Genomic DNA, 19,166 nt, shown 5'->3' with positions numbered 1-19,166 from the left:
CAGGATACCATGAAAGGGTATAGAGTTGAAGGAGATGAGATTGTCTTTTCTTTTGACAGAAGAGATTATGACAAAGCTACTTCTGATGAGAGTGGTAAAAAATACGATTTCGACGACCTGGATATCGAGAATGTAGTAGTCTCAGGGGAGTTTAACAAGTGGTCTACCAAGAAGTGGAAAATGACTAAGGTAGATGAGAATATATATGAGCTTAGAAAAAAAATAACAGATTTTACAGATGAATTTTCTTGGGAGTTTAAATTTGTAATTAATAATTCATATTGGGCAGAACCTTCTGATGAAGACAAAAACATTGTTAGAGCTACTAAAAATGGTAGCAGATTAAATGTTTATAATCTTAAAATGTATACTGCCTACCCTCATGACTTAGGGAATGCATCATTTATACTAAAAGGGTATCAAAATGCAAAAAAAGTAGTTGTATCCGGAAGTTTTAATAAATGGAATGAAAATCTGTTTTTAATGAATAAAACGGAAGATGGGTGGAGTTTAAAATTACAAATGAAGCCTGGAGAGTATCAGTATAAATTTATTGTAGATGGTCAGTGGATAGCTGATCCACATAATTTGTATAAAACAACAAATGAATTTGGAGGATATAATTCTATTCTTAACATCAAAGTTCCTGTAGATTTTATACTAAATGGTTATCCTAATGCTGAAAAAGTTATTCTGGCAGGATCATTTAATAATTGGTCAGATAACAACTACAAAATGATTAGGACTAAAAACGGATGGAAATATACTGTATCACTTTCAGGAGGAAAACATCATTATAAGTATATTATTGATGATCAATGGATTGTAGACCCTGATAATCCTGTTAAAGAATATGATGCTGAAGGGAATATTAATTCTGTTTGTATGGTGAAATAAAGCCTATTAGCATTCCCACTAATATTCAAGAATAACCTTAAAAAAACCTCTAAGCACAACAATCTAAACCGTTTGTTTTTAAAATATTAAACATTAAACACTAAATTATTTTTTAGATTTGTTTTTATGAAAGCACCCAAATTTCCTGATAATGAAAAACATCGACAGGTTGCTGTAGAAAAGTATCAATTATTAGATACTTTACCTGAGGAAAATTATGATAATATCACTTCTTTAATGTCATATATTTGCGAAACGCCGATATCTCTAATAACCTTATTAGACAAGGATCGAAACTTTTTAAAATCACATCACGGAATCCCATTTAATGAATCTCCACGAGAGATTTCCTTCTGCGGTCACGCTATTAATTCAGAAGATCCAATAACCATTATAGAGGATTCTAGAGAAGATGAACGTTTTCATGGTAATCCTTTAGTTACAGAACATCAAGCTATTTTTTATGCAGGAGCCCCTTTAGTAGATTCAGATGGTTATAAATTAGGTACTTTATGTGTATATGATACTAAACCAAGAAAACTTACTCCTGAACAAAAAAAGGCATTGTTAGCGATGTCAAAACAAGTAGTCAATTTATTTGAACAACGATATCAAAACTTAAAATTAATAAAACTTCGGGATAGATTAGAAAAAAGAAATGAAGACCTTAAGAAATTTGCTAGTATAGTCTCTCATGATCTTAAATCTCCACTAGCCAATATTATTTTACTAACAGAGCTTTTAGAAGATGATAACAAAGACATACTTAATGAAGTATCCTTACAATATCTAGAATATTTAAAAACTTCATCATATTCCCTCAAAGATTATATTGATGGTATACTAAGGTTTTATAAAAGTGACGACCTAATATATAGTAAACAGGAAGAAATCCATATAGACAACTTAATCGAAGAATTAAAAAAGATAACAGACTCTGAACACAAAGTTACTTTTAGTATTGAAAGTAATGTAAAAAAGTTTGTGGCCAACAAAGCTGCTTTAATGCAAGTCTTAATAAATCTAATAACTAATGGGATTAAATATAATTCTAAACTAAAAGCAATTATCGATATTAAGATAATTGAAAATGAAGATACTTACGAATTTGCTGTTAAAGATAATGGTAATGGCATACCCGAAGGTGATTTAGATAAAATTTTTGATCTATTCTCTGTAGTTGGAGTTGAGGATAACAGTGGCAATATAGGTACGGGTATTGGATTGGCCACTGTAAGGAAAATAGTCAAAAACCTTGGCGGAAAAATCTCTGTGTTTTCGATTGAAGGAAAAGGAAGTATATTTACATTTTCCATGGCTAAAATTATACCTGAAACCAAAGCATAAAACAAAAAAACCTTCTATAAAGAAGGCTTTTATGAATCAATATTTTATTGATAATTAATTAATCATACATCTTTTTAGTTAACTCATCAATTTGCTTTGTCTTTTTCTCCATATATTTCACCATTTTATCCATTTCTTCAGAAGATAATTTAGTAATAAGGGATTTATATTGTCTATTTAGGCTACTACTAGCGTCACTTAATTTAAGAAATGAATCCATGTCATTAGCAGCCACTGCCTTTTTATACTGTGCTACATATGCCTCATAATCCCTTACATATCTTCTAGCTTCAGTATCATCAAATGTAGGAGCTCCAGGAGGAACTTTAATCACTTTCTTTGGAGTAGTTTTTTTCTTTTTCTTCTTTTTCTTTGTTACTTTCTTAACAGATGGTTTTTCATCTTCAACTTGCATAACAGGAATTGTGTCCTGAACTTCTTCTTTAACTTCTATTTTATCAGTTTTAGGGTCTTTTTTACAAGAAACAGCTAATAACGCAGCTAGATTTAAGAAAGTAATTAAAACAATTCTTTTCATGATTGGTTTTAAAATTTTTAGGGTAGTTATTATTTAATGCAATTATTTTAAGATAAAGTTAACTAAGTTATTTCACAATTACACATATTCTGTATTATAAAATTGACATAAGTTTTTCAAAATTAATTTCCTCCTGATTACCAGTACTCATGTCTTTAACTGTAAATGTGTTTTTTTCAATTTCTGAAGTACCAGCTAGGACTACAAAAGGAATCTCTCTTTTATTAGCATACTTCATCTGTTTTGCCATTTTGGCATTATCAGGATACAACTCTGCTTTGATTCCTTCTAAACGCAATTTCTGCACTGCCTTAAGACAGTACAATGCTTCTGCTTCGCCAAAATTGATAAATAACACTTTTGTAGAAGCTGTAACAGTTTCAGGGAATAAACCTAAATCTTCTAACACTAAATAAATTCTATCTAACCCAAAGGATATTCCTACTCCACTAACATCTTTCAACCCAAAAATACCTGTAAGATCATCATAACGACCACCGCCACCAATAGATCCCATTTTAACAGTCTCTGGAGCAGCAACTTCAAAAATCGCGCCTGTATAGTAATTTAGACCTCTAGCCAAAGTAACATTTAAATCTAATTGTGCTGTCGATAGTGGTAATTCTTTTATAGTATCCAGAATAAACTGTAATTCTTCGACTCCCTGCATTCCTTCTTCAGAAGTAGCCAATAAGCTTTTAAGTTTATCTAATTTCTCTGAGGTACTACCAATAAAATTAAATAACGGCTTTACTTTTTCGATAGCATCTTCAGAAATACCTTTAGCCAACATTTCTTTTTTCACCCCATCTTCTCCAATTTTATCCAATTTATCCAATGCGACCGTAAAATCGATAAGCTTATCACTAGCACCAATCACTTCTGCAATTCCAGATAGGATTTTGCGGTTATTGATTTTGATAGTTACCCCTTCCAAACCTAGTTTGGTAAATACTTTATCATATAACTGTATAAATTCTACCTCTTGCCATAAGGATTTACTTCCTACTACATCCGCATCGCATTGATAAAACTCTCTAAATCTTCCTTTCTGAGGGCGATCTGCTCTCCAAACCGGTTGAATTTGAAATCTCTTAAAAGGAAAATCAATATCATTCTGGTGTTGTACCACATATCTGGCAAAAGGAACTGTAAGATCATAACGAAGTGCTTTTTCGCTAATCCTGGAAGTAAGCTTTACACTATTCTTACTAGAATAAAGCGCATCATCTACTTTATTTAGAAAATCACCACTATTTAATATCTTAAAAATCAATCGATCTCCTTCTTCTCCATATTTACCCATTAGAGTTTCGCTATTCTCAAAACTAGGTGTTTCTATAGGTTGAAATCCGAACAACTGAAATTGTTCTTTAATTGTATTCATGATATAACTTCTCTTAGCCACTTCTATGGGCGAAAAGTCACGGGTTCCCTTTGGTATGGATGGTTTTTGTGCCATTCTTTAATCTTTGTTTCAGATGTTAATTGTCAGGCTTTAAAACTTTAAGTCAAAAACCAGAAACTTTGAACTAATGAGCTGCAAATATCTAAAAATGGATAAAATTTTAGGATAAAAACACAAAGAGTTTTGAGCAGAAGAATAAAAATTAGTTTTTTAGAGTAACTTTAAAGCCGTTTAGTAGTCTTATCATACAAACCGGTTAATATAACTCATCATGTTTTCATTGTTTAGGGAGAATATTCGTATTGCTTTAGATTCTATCAAAGGGCAAAAATTGCGTACTATTCTTACCGTTTTAATTATTGCTATCGGTATCACAGCTTTGGTTGGGATACTTACATTGGTAGGAGCTTTAGAAAACACTATATCAGGTGATTTTGCTTCTATGGGTGCGAATACCTTTAATATCCAACGTTATGAATTCACTACTAGAAGAGGTGGTAGTGGCGAACGTGAAAAAATTAATCCGATTATCAGCTATCGTAATGTAAGACAGTTTAAAGATAAATTTCAGTTCCCTTCTTCTAAAACATCCATATCTTTTACTGGTACCCAGGGAGCAGAAGTGAAATATGAAAATGAAAAAACAGATCCAGAGGTATCCGTATTAGGTATTAATGAAAATTATCTTGATAATACTGGTACTGAAATCGACAGAGGAAGAAACTTTACTTTTTTTGACATAGAGAATAATAATAACGTATGTCTTATCGGATCTGATTTTACAAAAAATATTTTTAAAGATACCAACCCTATAAATAAAACAATTAGTATCCGAGGTGTAAAATTTAAGGTCATTGGCATCTTAAAAAGTAAAGGTGCTACTTTTAGAAACAATCAGGATCTAAGAGTGTTAATTCCTTTACAAGTTGCCAGATCAATTTATACTTTACCCAATATTAATTATAATATTAGTGTAAAAGTGGATGATAAACAGTTTCTAGAAGGAGCTCAGGATGAAGCTATTATAACCTTTAGAAATATTCGCGGATTAAACCCTGTAGAAGAAAATGATTTTGGAATTGAAAGAAGTGATGATTTATTAAACCGGATCTCTAGTATCACTTCTTACCTATATTATGCTGCATGGATTATCAGTATTATCACCATTTTTGGGTCTTCGATAGCATTAATGAATATTATGTTAGTTTCTGTAACTGAAAGAACACGTGAAATTGGAGTTCGAAAAGCGTTAGGTGCTAAAAAACGTACCATTGCCGGTCAATTCTTTATGGAAACCATTCTTATAGGTCAGTTTGGCGGTTTTTTAGGTATTATTCTAGGAGTCTTAATTGGTGGAGGAATTGCTTCTTTTATTGAATTTAGATTCACTACACCCTGGCTTGCCATGATATCTGCAACTACTATTTCGTTTGTCATTGCAGTAGTCTCAGGATTATACCCTGCAATTAAAGCAGCAAAACAAGATCCAATTGAATCTTTACGCTACGAATAATTTAGTTTTTACTCTTTTAACTCAATCAAATCCGAAAAATATTGATATAATTCACCTTTTGTAATATTGGCTCCTTGCTGAATTATTTTGAATCTGTCTAAATTCTTATCATCGCTATACTCCTTAGAAGCATTATAAAACTCCACAGCTTCGTTCATTAGATTATTACGCAACCAATCATAACCCTCACGAGTAGTAATATCAATTGTATCATTATTAACCTTAATAGCAATCAAACGCATTTGGGTTTCTTCTAGTTCAAAAAGATGAATCTGATCTTTAGAAAAATGTTCTAAGTATTTAGCCTTTGTCAAGACACCTTCCCATACCAAATCACTAAACACATCTATTTCCTCCTCTGCTACTTCAGGTTTATTGGTTTTAATATCTTCCCATTCATCTGCTGTAATAGACTGAGTAGCCAAAAAATTAATAAATTCCTGATGTAATTCTTCTAACTGTTCTTTTGTAAGTCTTGCGTACTTCATTTTTTCAAAATTGAGTGCAAAAATAAGTAATAAAAAATCAGTTCTCATAAGGTTGAGAACTGATTTTTAATGAAATTCAAAAATTGAATTAGCCTAAGTTTTCACTTAATTAAAAATATATCGTAGTCCAACCTGTGCTTGCCATCTGGAATCTAAACTAAAATCATTACCAAAAGTTTTAGTCTGGGATGTATCAAAACTATAAATAGGCGTGTTAGTAGCATCTACAGTAACTCCAATGGGTTGATCATTTACAGGAAGCTCAATAACTCCCCAATCAGAACTTAATAGGTTACCAAAATTAAGAATATCTATACTCAATTGTATGGTATTGGTGCTCTCTCCTATTTGAAAATCATAATCCTGAAGGAATTTAACATCCCAACGGCCTCTCCAAGGACTCAATATCGCATATTTCTCAGCATAACTTCCTCTTCTATCTCTTAAATATTCATCTTGTTGAATATAAGCTTCAAAAGCTGCTCTCTGATCTGCTTGTTCTGTAGGCGTTCCTGTAAAATTATAGGTTGCTAACTCATCCGTTGTAGGAATATAAATTAAATCGTTTAATACGGATCCATCATTGTTTATATCCCCTGAATATGTATATGAAAACCTACCGCCTTGTGCATACTCATAAAAAGCTCCAACAGATGTTCTCCACTGTTTGTTTTTACCATAACTAAAAGACTTATTGAGTTGCCCAACAATTCTATGCTTATCTCCATATCTCGAAGCTGTACTCACTGCTTGATTAACATTACCAAAAGCCGGGTTTCTATCATAAGCATCACTCGATATTTCTGCATCAAGAGAACTTGCATCTTCTGCCTCTAAATAGTTATAGGCAATACTGGCAAATAATCCATTATTAAAGCTTTTTTGCAGTTTGAAAGACCAGTTAAACGAATGTCCAACATTAGTATTCGTAAAAACATATGCATTTGTTGGGCCTCCAAACTCATTTAACGCTCTATCAGAAGCCAAATAAATAGGCCTATCGTCAGCTCCATTTAATATCCCGCTTGGTGTACGCAATCCATAATTTCTTACCATTTGTGCATTGATATCTTCAGTATAAATTATATCTGTCGAAGCAATAATTCCATTTTTAAATTTATAATCAACACCTAAACTGTTTCTAAACACTTGAGGGAACTGAAAATCAGGAGCTGAAGTTGTGTAGAAAAAGAAATTGGGATTAGCTACCTGGTTTCCGATCCATACAAACGGTAAACGCCCGGTGAAAATACCCGTTCCACCACGTATCTGGAATGACTTATCGCCTTTTACGTCATAGTTAAAACCTAATCTTGGTGATATTAATAATTTTCTAGAAGGAAGATCTAAACTATTAAGTTGTGTTGGGGTTCCATTTTCATCAAAATAGGTAATTCCTGGTTGATAATTTCCATCAGGAAATGTTCCTCCTGCTGCTCTTTCAATATTCTCTGCGATTTTATCTTCTGTATCAAAAAATAGCGGTTGATCAACCCTTACACCATAAGTTACAGTTAGTTTATCACTAATTTTCCACTTATCCTGGGCATAAAAAGCTAACTGTCCAACATTGGTTTCTGCCAGCGCCCAATTATCAGTAGCATTATTAGTGTCAAAAACACTTTGAGCATTAGCTAAAGCTTCTGCAATAAGTCCGTTATTGATTGCTTCCTCAAAACTATTTGTAGAACCAGGTGTTATTCTTACACTATCAAAATCAGGTGCAAAAGTACCAACTCCACCATCAGCATTAAAATAAGTATATACACCAAGGTTAAATGAATTGTCAAATTCAAACCTTTCAAAACTACCTCCTAAGGTAATAGTATGTTTACCAGTTACAATATTCAAATTATTAGTTACCTGATACACTTTTTGTTCCAATCGATTATTGATTGAAAAAGGTTCATGACCTGCAACAATATATCGTACTCCATCTTGTTGAATATTAATTGGCGGAGCAGGTGCAGAGAAAGGATCTCTACTATCATCAAAAAATGTGTATCCCGCTTGAAATTTATTAGAAATATTTCCTGCAAAATTGGAGTTTAATTCTACCAAAAATGAATTAATCTTGTTATTAATTCTATAACCAGCATTTCTAAATTGCAATGTCGTTAAATCAGGTCCTCTTCTACCAATAGCTTCAGGATTAGCGGGTAAATCTCTTGATGCATCTAAAAAGTTATAAATCAAAGCCATTCTATGATTATCACTAATATTCCAATCCAACTTCAATATACCTTTAGTGGATTCCGTATCATGGGTATACCCTTCGAATGGACCTGTTTGATACCCTAATATTGCTAATTGATCTGAAACGTACTGTAAGTCTTCTGCAGAAACACGAGACACATTTGCTCCAGTTAACCCAGGTCTAGCTGCCAAAAAATTTGACCCTAAATCTTCTCTATCATCTCTTTCGAAATTACCAAAGACAAAAAGTTTGTTTTTTATTATAGGCCCTCCAATACTTAATCCATATTGCGCTTGAGTAAGATCAGGTACAATAATATCATCATCCCCTACTTTATCACCTGTCATATCTTGATTACGATAAAATCCGTATACAGTACCTTTCCATTGATTAGTACCACTCTTGGTTACTGCATTTACTGAAGCTCCAGTAAATCCTGCCTGAGTTACATCATAAGGAGCTGTGGACACCTGTATCTGATCAATAGCATCCAGAGAAATAGGCTGGGCATTGGTTTGCCCCCCGGGAGTAGCTGCATCTAATCCAAATGGGTTATTAAAAATAGAACCATCCAAACTGAAGTTATTAAACTGATCATTTCTTCCACCAAAAGAACCGTTACTGGATGCAGTAGGTTCTAATCGATAAAAATCTGCTGCAGAACGTGTAATAGTTGGCAATGATTTTAACTCTCTATTACCAATACTAGTTTCAGCCCCAGTTCTTTCACTACTGAAAGTTGAGTTTTTGTTCGAAGTTATTACCACCTCCTCTAATTGATTATCATCTTCTATCATTACAACATCGACATTATAAGTTTGTCCTAATTGAAGGTATACATCATCAAAGAGTTTTTTCTTAAAACCTACATAACTAATTGTTATACGATATGGACCACCAACTCTAAGGTTAATCAAGTCAAATCGTCCATCAAAATTTGTTGTTCCGCCATAGTTAGTGCCTGTAGGAGTATGAACTGCAGTTATATTAGCTCCTGGCAATAATTGATTGGTATTATCATAAACTACACCTGAAATATTAGCAGTAGTTACCTGTGCATTAACTGTAGTTCCGATTAATGCAATAATTAGTGTGAAGAAAACTTTTTTCATTGATTGTAGAACTTTTGTGTGAATAATAGAAATTTACACAAAAAAAACCGCTCAGATGAGCGGTTTTCTATATTCTTATAAACCAGTTATTAACTGATTTGAAAAATCAAATTACTTAGCTTGAGCAACTACTTCAAAAGTTACTGGTGTAATTACTGCTCTATGAAGACGAACAGAAGCTTCATACTGACCTAAACGCTTGATTGTTCCACCAGGTACAGTTATAAATTTCTTCTCTATTTCTACACCTTCTTTAGCAAAAGCCTCAGATACATCTGCATTAGAAACAGAACCAAATAACTTATCACCGGTTCCTACTTTTGCAGCAATCTTGATTTCTAATCCACCAAGTTTCTTAGCTACTTTTTCAGCATCTTCGATTTCCTTCTTTTCTTTAAAAGCACGTTGCTTTAAGGTTTCAGCCAATACTTTCTTTGCAGATGGAGTTGCCAATACAGCAAAACCTCCAGGAATCAAAAAGTTACGTCCATAACCGTTCTTCACTTGTACTACATCGTCTGCGAATCCTAGATTCTCAACGTCTTTCTTTAATATAAGTTCCATAATGTTATGACGAATTTTATTTTAATAAATCACCAACGTATGGCATTAATGCTAAGTGTCTAGCTCTTTTTACAGCAACACTTACTTTACGTTGATATTTTAATGAAGTTCCAGTAAGACGACGTGGTAATAATTTACCTTGCTCGTTTACAAATGCCATTAAGAAATCTGGATCTTTATAATCAATATACTTGATACCAGATTTTTTGAAACGACAATACTTCTTATTTTTTGTAGTATCTATATTAAGAGGAGTAAGATATCTGATCTCTCCGTCTTTTTTTCCTTTAGCTTGTTGTTCTATAGATGACATAATTAAGCTTTTTGTTTGTTTCTAGTTCTTCTTTTTTCTGCCCAAGCAATAGCGTGCTTATCTAGACGTACAGTAAGATAACGCATAATTCGCTCATCTCTTCTAAACTCAACCTCTAATGGGTTAATAGCTTCACCAGCTACCTGGTACTCAAATAAGTGATAAAAACCACTTTTCTTGTGTTGGATTGCATAAGCAAGCTTCTTAAGCCCCCAATCCTCTTTAGATATCATCTTGGCACCGTTAGAAACAAGAATGTCTTCGTATTTCTTAACTGTTTCCTTTATCTGGTCTTCAGATAAAACGGGATTCAAGATGAAAACAGTTTCATAATGATTCATAAAAAATCTATTTTTAATTAAAATTGGGTGCAAAAGTAAGATTATTTTTTGGATTTTCAAACTATATTTCACTTCGACGAAACACGATTTTAATCGATAAAAAGCGTAAAATGTTTGCGGAAATAATATATATTCAGTAATATTGTATTTGAATATTAACTTAAGCAAGTGTGGAACAACCTCAATTAAAATGCGCGGTAGTAGATGACTCCCGCCTCCAAAGACTAGCTATAGTAAAACTAATAGATGAACATTCTTCGCTAGAATTAGTGGCTGAGTGGAACAATGCTATTGAAACTAAAAACGGATTATTGGATACGCAGGTAGACTTACTATTTCTGGATATCGAGATGCCAATCCTTACTGGTTTTGACTTACTAGATGATCTGGAAAACAAGCCTCATATTATTTTCGTTACCGGAAAAACAAAATATGCTTTTAAGGCTTTTGACTATGATGCCGTTGACTATCTTAGAAAACCCTTAAAGAAAGATCGTTTTAATGCTGCTGTGGAAAAAGCACTAAGTATGTCCCGTCTGGGATCTGAAAGTAGTGCGATTGAAGATGATGATTATATTTTTGTAAAAAGTAATCTTAAAAAACGTAAAATATTTTTAAGCCAGCTTAAATATGTTGAAGCGTTAGGAGATTATGTAAAATTAATTATGGAAGATGGTGATCCTATCGTTGTTCTAGCTACTATGAAATCTTTTGAAGCAGAACTACCAAGTGATCGTTTCTTAAGAATTCATAAATCTTATATCGTTAACCTTGATAAAGTAGAGCGCTATAATAGTAGAAATATCGAAATTGCAGATGAAAAGATCCCGCTTAGTAGACATAAAAAACATTCTTTAATCGAAGCTTTAAACAACTAATCGGTTAATTTTATAAAGTTTAAAAAATCCTGCTAGTAGCAGGATTTTTTGTTTTAGTAATTATCTACATTAATTATAATTCTCACGCCAGAGAACTCTTTTATACTGGAAAAAGAAATCTTTATCTTTTTTATCGCCTCCTTGGTTTTAGAAAGTGATTGTCCTTGAGGGATTTTTATCAAGATATTTTTGTGGTATTGATTTCTGATTCTGGCAATTGGAGGAAATTCAGGACCGAGTACATTTTCCTTAAAAACATTCCTCAATGATTTTGCTAACCACATCATAGCATCATTTACCCTGTTATAGTCTTTATGCTTGCCAGTAATTTTAATGATTCTATAAAATGGAGGATATTTATATTGATGCCTCTCCTCTATTTGGTCTTTATACATTGAGGAGTAATCATTAATAGATACCTGTTGAAGAATTTGATGAAAAGGATTATAGGTTTGAATTAGTACTTTACCTCTCTTACTCGTTCGGCCTGATCTACCAGAAACTTGTTGTATTAATTGAAAACTTCGCTCATGAGCTCTAAAATCAGGAAAGTTCAATAAGTTATCTGCATTCATTACACCTACTAAACTTACATTTCTAAAATCCAATCCCTTAGTCAGCATTTGTGTGCCAACAAGGATATCAATCTCTCCTTGTTCGAATTTATTAATTATTTTCTCGTACCCATGTTTTCCTCTAGTAGTATCTTGATCCATTCTACCAATATTATGATCCGGAAGAAGTTCTTGTAGTTCTTTTTCTATTTGTTCAGTACCAAAACCTTTAGTGGATAATTCTGTACTACCACAGGCCATACATTGTTGTAACATTGCTGTATGATAACCACAATAGTGACAACGTAGTTGATTTCTATGATTATGATAAGTAAGGCTTACATCACAATTAGAACATTGGGGTGAATGTCCGCAAGTATTACACTCTACCACAGGTGAATATCCTCTTCTATTCTGAAAAAGGATAACTTGCTCGTTTTCTTTTAGTGCTTCCTGGATACTTTCTAACAACGTATCACTAAAATGACCTGTCATTTCTTTCTTCTTATACTTGGTCTTAATGTCTACCAAGTTAATCTCGGGCATCAATACATTGCCAAATCTTCTAGTAAGTTCCACTAATCCATACTTTCCTTGTCTAGCATTATAATACGTTTCTAAAGAAGGTGTAGCAGAGCCTAATACAACTTTTGCTTTAAATATATTTGCTAAAACCACAGCGGTATCTCTGGCATGATATCTTGGTGCAGGGTCATATTGCTTAAAAGTACTTTCGTGTTCCTCATCAACAATAATAAGTCCTAAATCTTTAAATGGAAGAAATATCGCAGATCGAGCACCAATAATCACTTTTGCTTTAGAAATATTATTTTTTACATTATTCCAGGCCTCTACCCTTTCATTAACTGAATATTTAGAGTGATATACAGCAAGTTTTTCACCAAAATATTGTTGTAATCTAGTGATAAGTTGAGTAGTTAATGCAATTTCTGGTAGAAGATATAGTACTTGTTTGCCTTTCTGAATATTCTCCTCTATTAATTTTACATAAATTTCAGTTTTACCTGATGAAGTAACCCCGTGTAATAAACAAACTTCCTTCCTTGTAAATATTTCTTTGATTTCTTGAAATGCAGTTTCCTGAAATTCATTCAATTGCTTAGAACCTTCAGATTGTTCTCCATCATATTGAACTCTATCCGTTTGCAAATGATATTCTACTAAAATATTCTTATCTACTAAACTTTTTATTACTGAAGAATTACTATTAGATACTTTAGTTAGTTCAGTTGCCTTGATGGGTTTTGTCGTCTGAGCTTGTAAAGTAAAGAGATGTAATAAAACTTCACGTTGTTTTGGAGCTCTAGTCATTGAATCTAATAGAGCTCGCAAAGCTTCTTCTGCGATATAATCCGGATGCAATTTGATATATCGAACTACTTTGGGTTTATACTGTTCATATATTTCTTCCTGAACGGTGATTATTTCTTTTTCCAGAAGTCGTTTTATTACAGGAAGCACATTTTTCTTACTTACTATATTCATTACTTCCTGAATACGAAGTAAGCTTTGATGTTGTAATGCTTCGTAAATCAAAAACTCATCGTCTTTAAGCAGTGAATCATCTATAGAAACTTGATCATTTTTAAGAATAATAGTTTCACTCTCTAGCAAAAATGCGCTGGGCAAGGCTGCACGCATTACTTCTCCTCTTGTACACATATAATAGTCAGCGATCCAAGACCAGAGTTGCAATTGATGTTTTGTTACTATTGGAGACTCATCCAGAATATGTTCGATCTCTTTGGCTTCATATACCTGCGGTGGATTTTGATGAACAGCAACAACTAAAGCTGCATAAATTTTACTTTTACCAAATTGAACCGCAACTCTCATTCCCGGTTTCAGAAAAGCTGCTTCACTTTTATTAATACTATAAGTGAATTCTTTATCAAGTGGAATAGGAAGGATTACATTTATAAAATATGCCATTCAGGTATTTGGTAAATCTTATACAAGTTTGGTTTACTAAACAAAAATACAAGTTTAACTTATAGTAGTTTGTATAAATCCAATAATAAAAAAGCTCGATTGGTAATCAATCGAGCTTGAGTTTATATTTTTTCTGAGATGTTATTTACTCAATCCTAGCATTCCGCCTTTAATGAGTTCACACGCAGGTTCATTACCTAACCATATTTTAAATAATGCATATTTAAAATCACGCCCTTCTACATATCCCATTTCTTCTCCATTCTTATAGGTTCGGATTCCTTTTCCTTTGATATATACTAAGTCATAAAAATCATTAATTTGGGTTGGTGCAGCAAATAACTCCAGAAAACTATCAATTCTTTCATCAAGACTTTGTGTATTACCAAACATTGCATCGTCAAAACCTTTTCTAAAGACTTTTTGCATTCTTTTATTTGTTACCTTTTTAGAATTAATCACTAATCGAATAGACATACTCTCATCAGCGTCTAACACTTTTCTATCGTCTCTATACTTATTTACAGTATATAAACCTCCTGAATATGTTTCTATACCTAATACTTTTCGCACTCCTGCGCCATTAAGCGTAAGTTCTTCTCCTTCAAAAGTAACTTTATACGGGATAACAGCATCTCCAACTCTGATTTGAGCCGTTACCATAGTTGTAACAACTAATACAATAGATAGGGTAATTATTTTTTTCATGGTTTGATTTTTAAAGATTACAAGGACTTAGTTCTCCTTTTTTTAAAAACCTAACGTTAAGAAATGTTAAAATACTATTTTTGACTACGATAAGAAATCATTAAACGTCTAAAAACTAAACTTTAAGCCACTTCTGAGTTCTAAACAAAAAAGCAATATATCCTCTTACATTCAGTACATTAGGATCATCTTCATCAATCCAAATCTTACAACGATATACTTTTCCATTTTCAGGGTCTAGAATCGTACCATCTTCATATTCACTACCATCTTTCTCTAACCCCTTGATGATTACCATTCCTTCAATTGGTTTATTATAATCATCTCCTTCACATTCTTTGCAAAGTTTATTTCTTTCTGCTTCATTAAGGATACGACTAATTTTACCATATACTTTATCACCTTTTTTATAGATCTCTACAATAGATCTTGGTTCTCCCGTGTTGTCATCAATGGTTTTCCATTTTCCAACAACTTGACTTTGGGCATTCATACCCACTAGTAACACAACGGCAATAAAAAGAGTTTTAAAAAAATTCATATTTGTCAATTTTTATTTAGATAATTTTTCTTTACGGTCTCAATATAAAAAATATGATGTGAAGAAAAAAAAGCTACCTGCAACTAACAGATAGCTATATATACTTAAAATAGTATTTATGTTTATTGTAACCCAAGCATTCCTTTCTTTAAAGATTGGCTTGCAGGTTCATCTCCCAACCAAATTTTAAATAATGCATATTTAAAATCTCGACCTTCAATGACACCAAGTTCTTTATCATTTTTAAACGCCTTAACACCAACATCTTTGATATAGACTAAATCAAAAATGTCATTCTTTACAATAGGTTCATTAAAAAATTTAATGAACTTATTTATTCTTTCGTCTAAAGCTTTAGTATTACCAAAAGTAGCTTTCTGGAAACCATCCTGAACTGCTTTAATCATTTTCTTTTGCGTCACAAATCCAGAAACTATATTTAGTTTGATAGCCATAGTCTCATCTGCATCCAAAATTGATCTCGGATCTTTATTTTTGTTTTGTAAGTAAAGTCCTCCAGCATATAAATCAATCCATAACATTTCTCTTAACCCTGCTCCATTAAGCTTTAATTCAGTTTCTTCGAATTTTTGTTCATAAGGCAATACAGCTTTACTACCTACCCTAATTTGCGCAGTTGCAGAAGACATAGTTATTAGCACAACTACTAATAATGTAATTTTTTTCATTTGATAAAATGGTTTATTTGGGGTGTTAATAAATTGTTTTAAGAGCAGCAAGCACAATAATAAATATTATGCTTGCATAGCAATATGTTACAAATTACGTCAAATTTAAGCATTTCATCGATAAAAACAAGCTTTTAATCTAATTACTTACCTAGCATTTCATTTTTTAAACCTTTATCTGCAGGTTTGTTTCCCAACCAGATATTAAATAGTGCTGTTTTAAAATCCATTCCAGGAATATATCCTTTTTCTTTACCGTCTTTATAAATGATACTTCCTTTTCCTTTTTCATAAACGATATCATATACCTGACCTACTTCGATCTCATCTTTAATAAATCCTATGAATTTTTCTATCTTATCTTTTAAAGGGGCGGTATTTCCGTTAGTGGCTTTCTTAAATCCATCTCTTAGTGCTCCAGCCATTTTTTCTCTAGACATCATTCCTGATAAAATATCCAGTTTAATCGCCATCGTTTCATCAGCCTTGGCAATTGAAGCTGCATTAGTACTTTTCTTTTGTAGATATAAGCCTCCGGCATAAATATCAAAAAAGAATTTTTCTCTTATTCCAGCTCCATTAATTACTAAGCTTTCACCACCAAAAGTAACAGTATTAGGCAAAGTGGCATCTCCAACCTTAGTTTGAGCATTTACAGAAAATGTACTAATAAATATAAGAAATAATACGCTAATTTTTTTCATTTTAAAAAGTTATTTTATTGTTTATGAGTATGTTAATTAAAATTTTTTCTCAGTTTATTTAAAGAGGCGTTTAACTCGAAACCTAATAATAAAAGATTTGCGTTAAGCCATATATAAAGCATTAATATCAGCATTGCCCCAATTGATCCATATAATTGATTATAGTTTGAAAAATTATCAATATATATCCCAAATAAATATGTTGTAATAATAATCAAAAAAGTAGTCATAAATGCTCCCGGTGAAAAGAACTTATTTTGTTTACCTTCTGAAGTGCCAAAATAAAATAAGGTAGCCACTATTACAAATATCATAATAATAAAAAGTGTGTATTTACCAATTGTTAACCAAAAAACGGTGTCATCCACTACTCCTAATTCATTTAAATTACTTACTAAATAAGCAAAATATAGAGTTACTATTACGGTTAATAACAATAACGATGCCACAACCAAAGAAACCCCCAAAGCCACTATATACTGTCTTACAAAGTTTCTATTCAATGTTACATGGTATGAATATTCAAACCCAGAAAACACTGCATTGATTCCATTGGTCATCAAAAATAAAGAAAGTATAAAAACTGTAGATAACAAACCTCCTCGTGGATTAGAAGAAATATCTTTAAAGATATCTTCAAAAAAAACAGCAGATTGTGTTGGTAATGCATCAATAACAAATTGATAAAAGTTTTCCTGAAAATTCTCTATAGGTACATATGGAATCAAATTCAATAGAAACAGCAGAAACGGAAACAAAGACAGAAAGAAACTCCATGAAATTGCACTTGCTCTGGCGGAAAAAGTTCCTTTAACTATACCTAAAGTATATATCTCAATCAAATCATACACAGATAAACCTTCAAAACCCGGAAGAATAATCTTTTTTAAGATTTTAACCAGAATATTGATTACAGGAATTTTATGCAGCTTATCTTCGATCGATTTTGACATATATTATACTGCTTTCAGGCTCAAATCTAAGTTATATACAGAATGTGTCAATGCACCACTGCTGATATAGTCAACACCACATTCTGCATATTTGCGAACTGTTTTTTCGTTAATTCCACCACTAGATTCTGTTAAGCAGGTATCGCCAATAAGTTCTACAGCTTTTCGGGTATTGTCATAATCAAAATTATCTATGAGAATTCTATACACTCCAGGGGTTTTTAGAATTTCTTGTATTTCATCAAGATCACGGGCTTCTACAATAATTTTGAGATCCAGATCATTATCTGAAAGGTATTTTTTGGTTTTCTCTATGGCTTTTGTTATTCCTCCTGCAAAATCGATGTGATTATCCTTTAGCATTACCATGTCATAGAGTGCAAATCTGTGGTTCTCTCCTCCGCCAATCTTCACCGCCCATTTTTCTAATGCTCTGATTCCAGGTGTGGTTTTACGCGTGTCTAAAATTTTGGTTCCTGTTCCTTCCAGTAACTTAACAAATTGATTAGTCTTTGTTGCAATCGCACTCATACGTTGCATAGCATTAAGCACCAGTCGTTCTGCTTTTAAAATAGATTGTGAACTACCAGAAACATAAAAAGCAATGTCACCGTGTTTCACAGATGTTCCATCTTCTAATAAAACCTCAACTTCCATATCTGGATCTACATAATGAAATACTTTTTTAGCAAAATCAACTCCTGCTAAAATCCCATCATCCTTTACCAGAAGCTTTGCTTTACCAGTAACAGATTTTGGTATACAAGCAAGAGAACTATGATCTCCATCTCCTACATCTTCTCTAATAGCATTAGCTATAATAAGATCAATTTCTTTATTAAATTGAGTTTCACTAATCATTTGGAATGTTATTTTTGCTAATGTAAAAAAAGAAGTCGTAAGTACGAAGCAAGAGACATAAGTCCTGTAAATAAAATTTTAACATACGACGTAAAACCCTAAAAATGAACATAAAGCTCATTGCTATAGGCAAAACAGATAATAAACAACTAGAAGGCCTTACCAGTGTTTATATTAAAAGGTTAGGCTTTTATATCAAATTTGATTTTGACATCATACCAGATTTAAAAAAAGTAAAAAACCTTAGCGAATCTCAGCAAAAGGAAAAAGAAGGAAAATTGATTCTGGATAAAATCACGACATCTGATACCTTAATTTTACTGGATGAAAATGGAAAACAATACGATTCTGTTGCTTTTTCTGAAGTATTACAAAAGTATATGAATAGTGGTATCAAGCAATTGATCTTTGTTATTGGTGGGCCCTATGGCTTTAGTCCTGAGGTTTATAATAGAGCTAACGGAAAAATTTCTTTATCAAAAATGACTTTTTCCCATCAAATGATACGTTTATTCTTTATCGAACAGTTGTATAGAGGGTATACGATATTAAAAAATGAGCCTTATCATCATCGATAAAGACTCATTTTTTTTAGTATATATTATTT

General features: G+C 32.3%; 19 protein-coding genes. 5 read left to right on the top strand and 14 right to left on the bottom strand.

Annotation, left to right across the window (positions count from 1 at the left end; all coding sequences use genetic code 11):
- The first annotated feature begins 9 nt into the window (after window positions 1-9).
- Window positions 10-897 (top strand): glycogen-binding domain-containing protein, encoded by an 888-nt coding sequence (locus tag J8M14_RS20820; protein ID WP_211076758.1) that lies wholly within the window; start codon window positions 10-12, stop codon window positions 895-897.
- A 126-nt stretch (window positions 898-1,023) separates the two neighbouring features.
- A complete protein-coding gene (locus J8M14_RS20815; RefSeq protein WP_211076757.1) occupies window positions 1,024-2,244 on the top strand; it encodes a GAF domain-containing sensor histidine kinase in 1,221 nt (406 codons plus the stop codon).
- A gap of 58 nt (window positions 2,245-2,302) precedes the next feature.
- Here the strand turns inward: J8M14_RS20815 and J8M14_RS20810 are convergent, their stop codons facing one another.
- Both J8M14_RS20810 and hisS read right to left on the bottom strand, forming a co-directional pair.
- The gene (locus J8M14_RS20810) at window positions 2,303-2,782 is read right to left on the bottom strand and encodes a hypothetical protein (RefSeq protein WP_211076756.1); all 480 of its coding nucleotides are present in this window, start codon (window positions 2,780-2,782) and stop codon (window positions 2,303-2,305) included.
- A 94-nt stretch (window positions 2,783-2,876) separates the two neighbouring features.
- Window positions 2,877-4,244: a histidine--tRNA ligase gene (gene hisS, locus J8M14_RS20805; protein WP_211076755.1), complete on the bottom strand. Its 1,368-nt coding sequence runs from the start codon at window positions 4,242-4,244 to the stop codon at window positions 2,877-2,879.
- A 217-nt stretch (window positions 4,245-4,461) separates the two neighbouring features.
- Between hisS and J8M14_RS20800 the strand changes: the two genes are divergently transcribed.
- Window positions 4,462-5,703 (top strand): ABC transporter permease, encoded by a 1,242-nt coding sequence (locus J8M14_RS20800; RefSeq protein WP_211076754.1) that lies wholly within the window; start codon window positions 4,462-4,464, stop codon window positions 5,701-5,703.
- Window positions 5,704-5,711: 8 nt separating this feature from the next.
- Here the strand turns inward: J8M14_RS20800 and J8M14_RS20795 are convergent, their stop codons facing one another.
- The 5 genes from J8M14_RS20795 to rpsF all read right to left on the bottom strand — a co-directional run bounded on the left by J8M14_RS20795 (window position 5,712) and on the right by rpsF (window position 10,718).
- On the bottom strand, window positions 5,712-6,191 hold the full coding sequence (locus J8M14_RS20795) for a DUF6495 family protein (protein ID WP_211076753.1): 480 nt from the start codon (window positions 6,189-6,191) through the stop codon (window positions 5,712-5,714).
- 105 nt (window positions 6,192-6,296) lie between these two features.
- On the bottom strand, window positions 6,297-9,500 hold the full coding sequence (locus J8M14_RS20790; RefSeq protein WP_211076752.1) for a TonB-dependent receptor: 3,204 nt from the start codon (window positions 9,498-9,500) through the stop codon (window positions 6,297-6,299).
- Between the two features lie 111 nt (window positions 9,501-9,611).
- Complete coding sequence (gene rplI, locus J8M14_RS20785) at window positions 9,612-10,064, bottom strand: 50S ribosomal protein L9 (protein WP_211076751.1); 453 nt, start codon at window positions 10,062-10,064, stop codon at window positions 9,612-9,614.
- Window positions 10,065-10,080: 16 nt separating this feature from the next.
- The gene (rpsR, locus tag J8M14_RS20780; RefSeq protein ID WP_201918229.1) at window positions 10,081-10,380 is read right to left on the bottom strand and encodes a 30S ribosomal protein S18; all 300 of its coding nucleotides are present in this window, start codon (window positions 10,378-10,380) and stop codon (window positions 10,081-10,083) included.
- On the bottom strand, window positions 10,380-10,718 hold the full coding sequence (gene rpsF / locus J8M14_RS20775; protein ID WP_211076750.1) for a 30S ribosomal protein S6: 339 nt from the start codon (window positions 10,716-10,718) through the stop codon (window positions 10,380-10,382). The genes rpsR and rpsF overlap by 1 nt, the downstream gene beginning before the upstream one ends.
- A gap of 170 nt (window positions 10,719-10,888) precedes the next feature.
- Here rpsF and J8M14_RS20770 point away from each other — a divergent pair, with 170 nt between their 5' ends.
- The gene (locus J8M14_RS20770) at window positions 10,889-11,596 is read left to right on the top strand and encodes a LytTR family DNA-binding domain-containing protein (RefSeq protein WP_211076749.1); all 708 of its coding nucleotides are present in this window, start codon (window positions 10,889-10,891) and stop codon (window positions 11,594-11,596) included.
- A 53-nt stretch (window positions 11,597-11,649) separates the two neighbouring features.
- Here the strand turns inward: J8M14_RS20770 and priA are convergent, their stop codons facing one another.
- The 7 genes from priA to nadC form a co-directional block, all read right to left on the bottom strand.
- Complete coding sequence (gene priA / locus J8M14_RS20765) at window positions 11,650-14,103, bottom strand: primosomal protein N' (RefSeq protein ID WP_211076748.1); 2,454 nt, start codon at window positions 14,101-14,103, stop codon at window positions 11,650-11,652.
- A gap of 141 nt (window positions 14,104-14,244) precedes the next feature.
- The gene (locus J8M14_RS20760; RefSeq protein ID WP_211076747.1) at window positions 14,245-14,811 is read right to left on the bottom strand and encodes a chalcone isomerase family protein; all 567 of its coding nucleotides are present in this window, start codon (window positions 14,809-14,811) and stop codon (window positions 14,245-14,247) included.
- A 115-nt stretch (window positions 14,812-14,926) separates the two neighbouring features.
- Complete coding sequence (locus J8M14_RS20755; protein WP_211076746.1) at window positions 14,927-15,352, bottom strand: DUF2147 domain-containing protein; 426 nt, start codon at window positions 15,350-15,352, stop codon at window positions 14,927-14,929.
- Window positions 15,353-15,474: 122 nt separating this feature from the next.
- On the bottom strand, window positions 15,475-16,041 hold the full coding sequence (locus tag J8M14_RS20750; protein ID WP_211076745.1) for a chalcone isomerase family protein: 567 nt from the start codon (window positions 16,039-16,041) through the stop codon (window positions 15,475-15,477).
- A 143-nt stretch (window positions 16,042-16,184) separates the two neighbouring features.
- Complete coding sequence (locus J8M14_RS20745) at window positions 16,185-16,745, bottom strand: chalcone isomerase family protein (protein ID WP_211076744.1); 561 nt, start codon at window positions 16,743-16,745, stop codon at window positions 16,185-16,187.
- Between the two features lie 32 nt (window positions 16,746-16,777).
- Complete coding sequence (locus tag J8M14_RS20740; RefSeq protein WP_211076743.1) at window positions 16,778-17,698, bottom strand: YihY/virulence factor BrkB family protein; 921 nt, start codon at window positions 17,696-17,698, stop codon at window positions 16,778-16,780.
- A gap of 3 nt (window positions 17,699-17,701) precedes the next feature.
- Window positions 17,702-18,559 (bottom strand): carboxylating nicotinate-nucleotide diphosphorylase, encoded by an 858-nt coding sequence (gene nadC, locus J8M14_RS20735; protein ID WP_211076742.1) that lies wholly within the window; start codon window positions 18,557-18,559, stop codon window positions 17,702-17,704.
- Window positions 18,560-18,663: 104 nt separating this feature from the next.
- Between nadC and rlmH the strand changes: the two genes are divergently transcribed.
- Window positions 18,664-19,137, top strand: a complete 474-nt coding sequence (gene rlmH / locus J8M14_RS20730; RefSeq protein WP_211076741.1) for a 23S rRNA (pseudouridine(1915)-N(3))-methyltransferase RlmH — start codon at window positions 18,664-18,666, stop codon at window positions 19,135-19,137.
- Window positions 19,138-19,166 lie beyond the last annotated feature (29 nt).

Source organism: Aquimarina sp. MMG016, from assembly GCF_018100805.1.
Classification (GTDB): domain Bacteria; phylum Bacteroidota; class Bacteroidia; order Flavobacteriales; family Flavobacteriaceae; genus Aquimarina.
The sequence above is the reverse complement of the archived record's forward strand: the minus strand, read 5'-3'. Positions and strand labels throughout refer to the sequence as shown.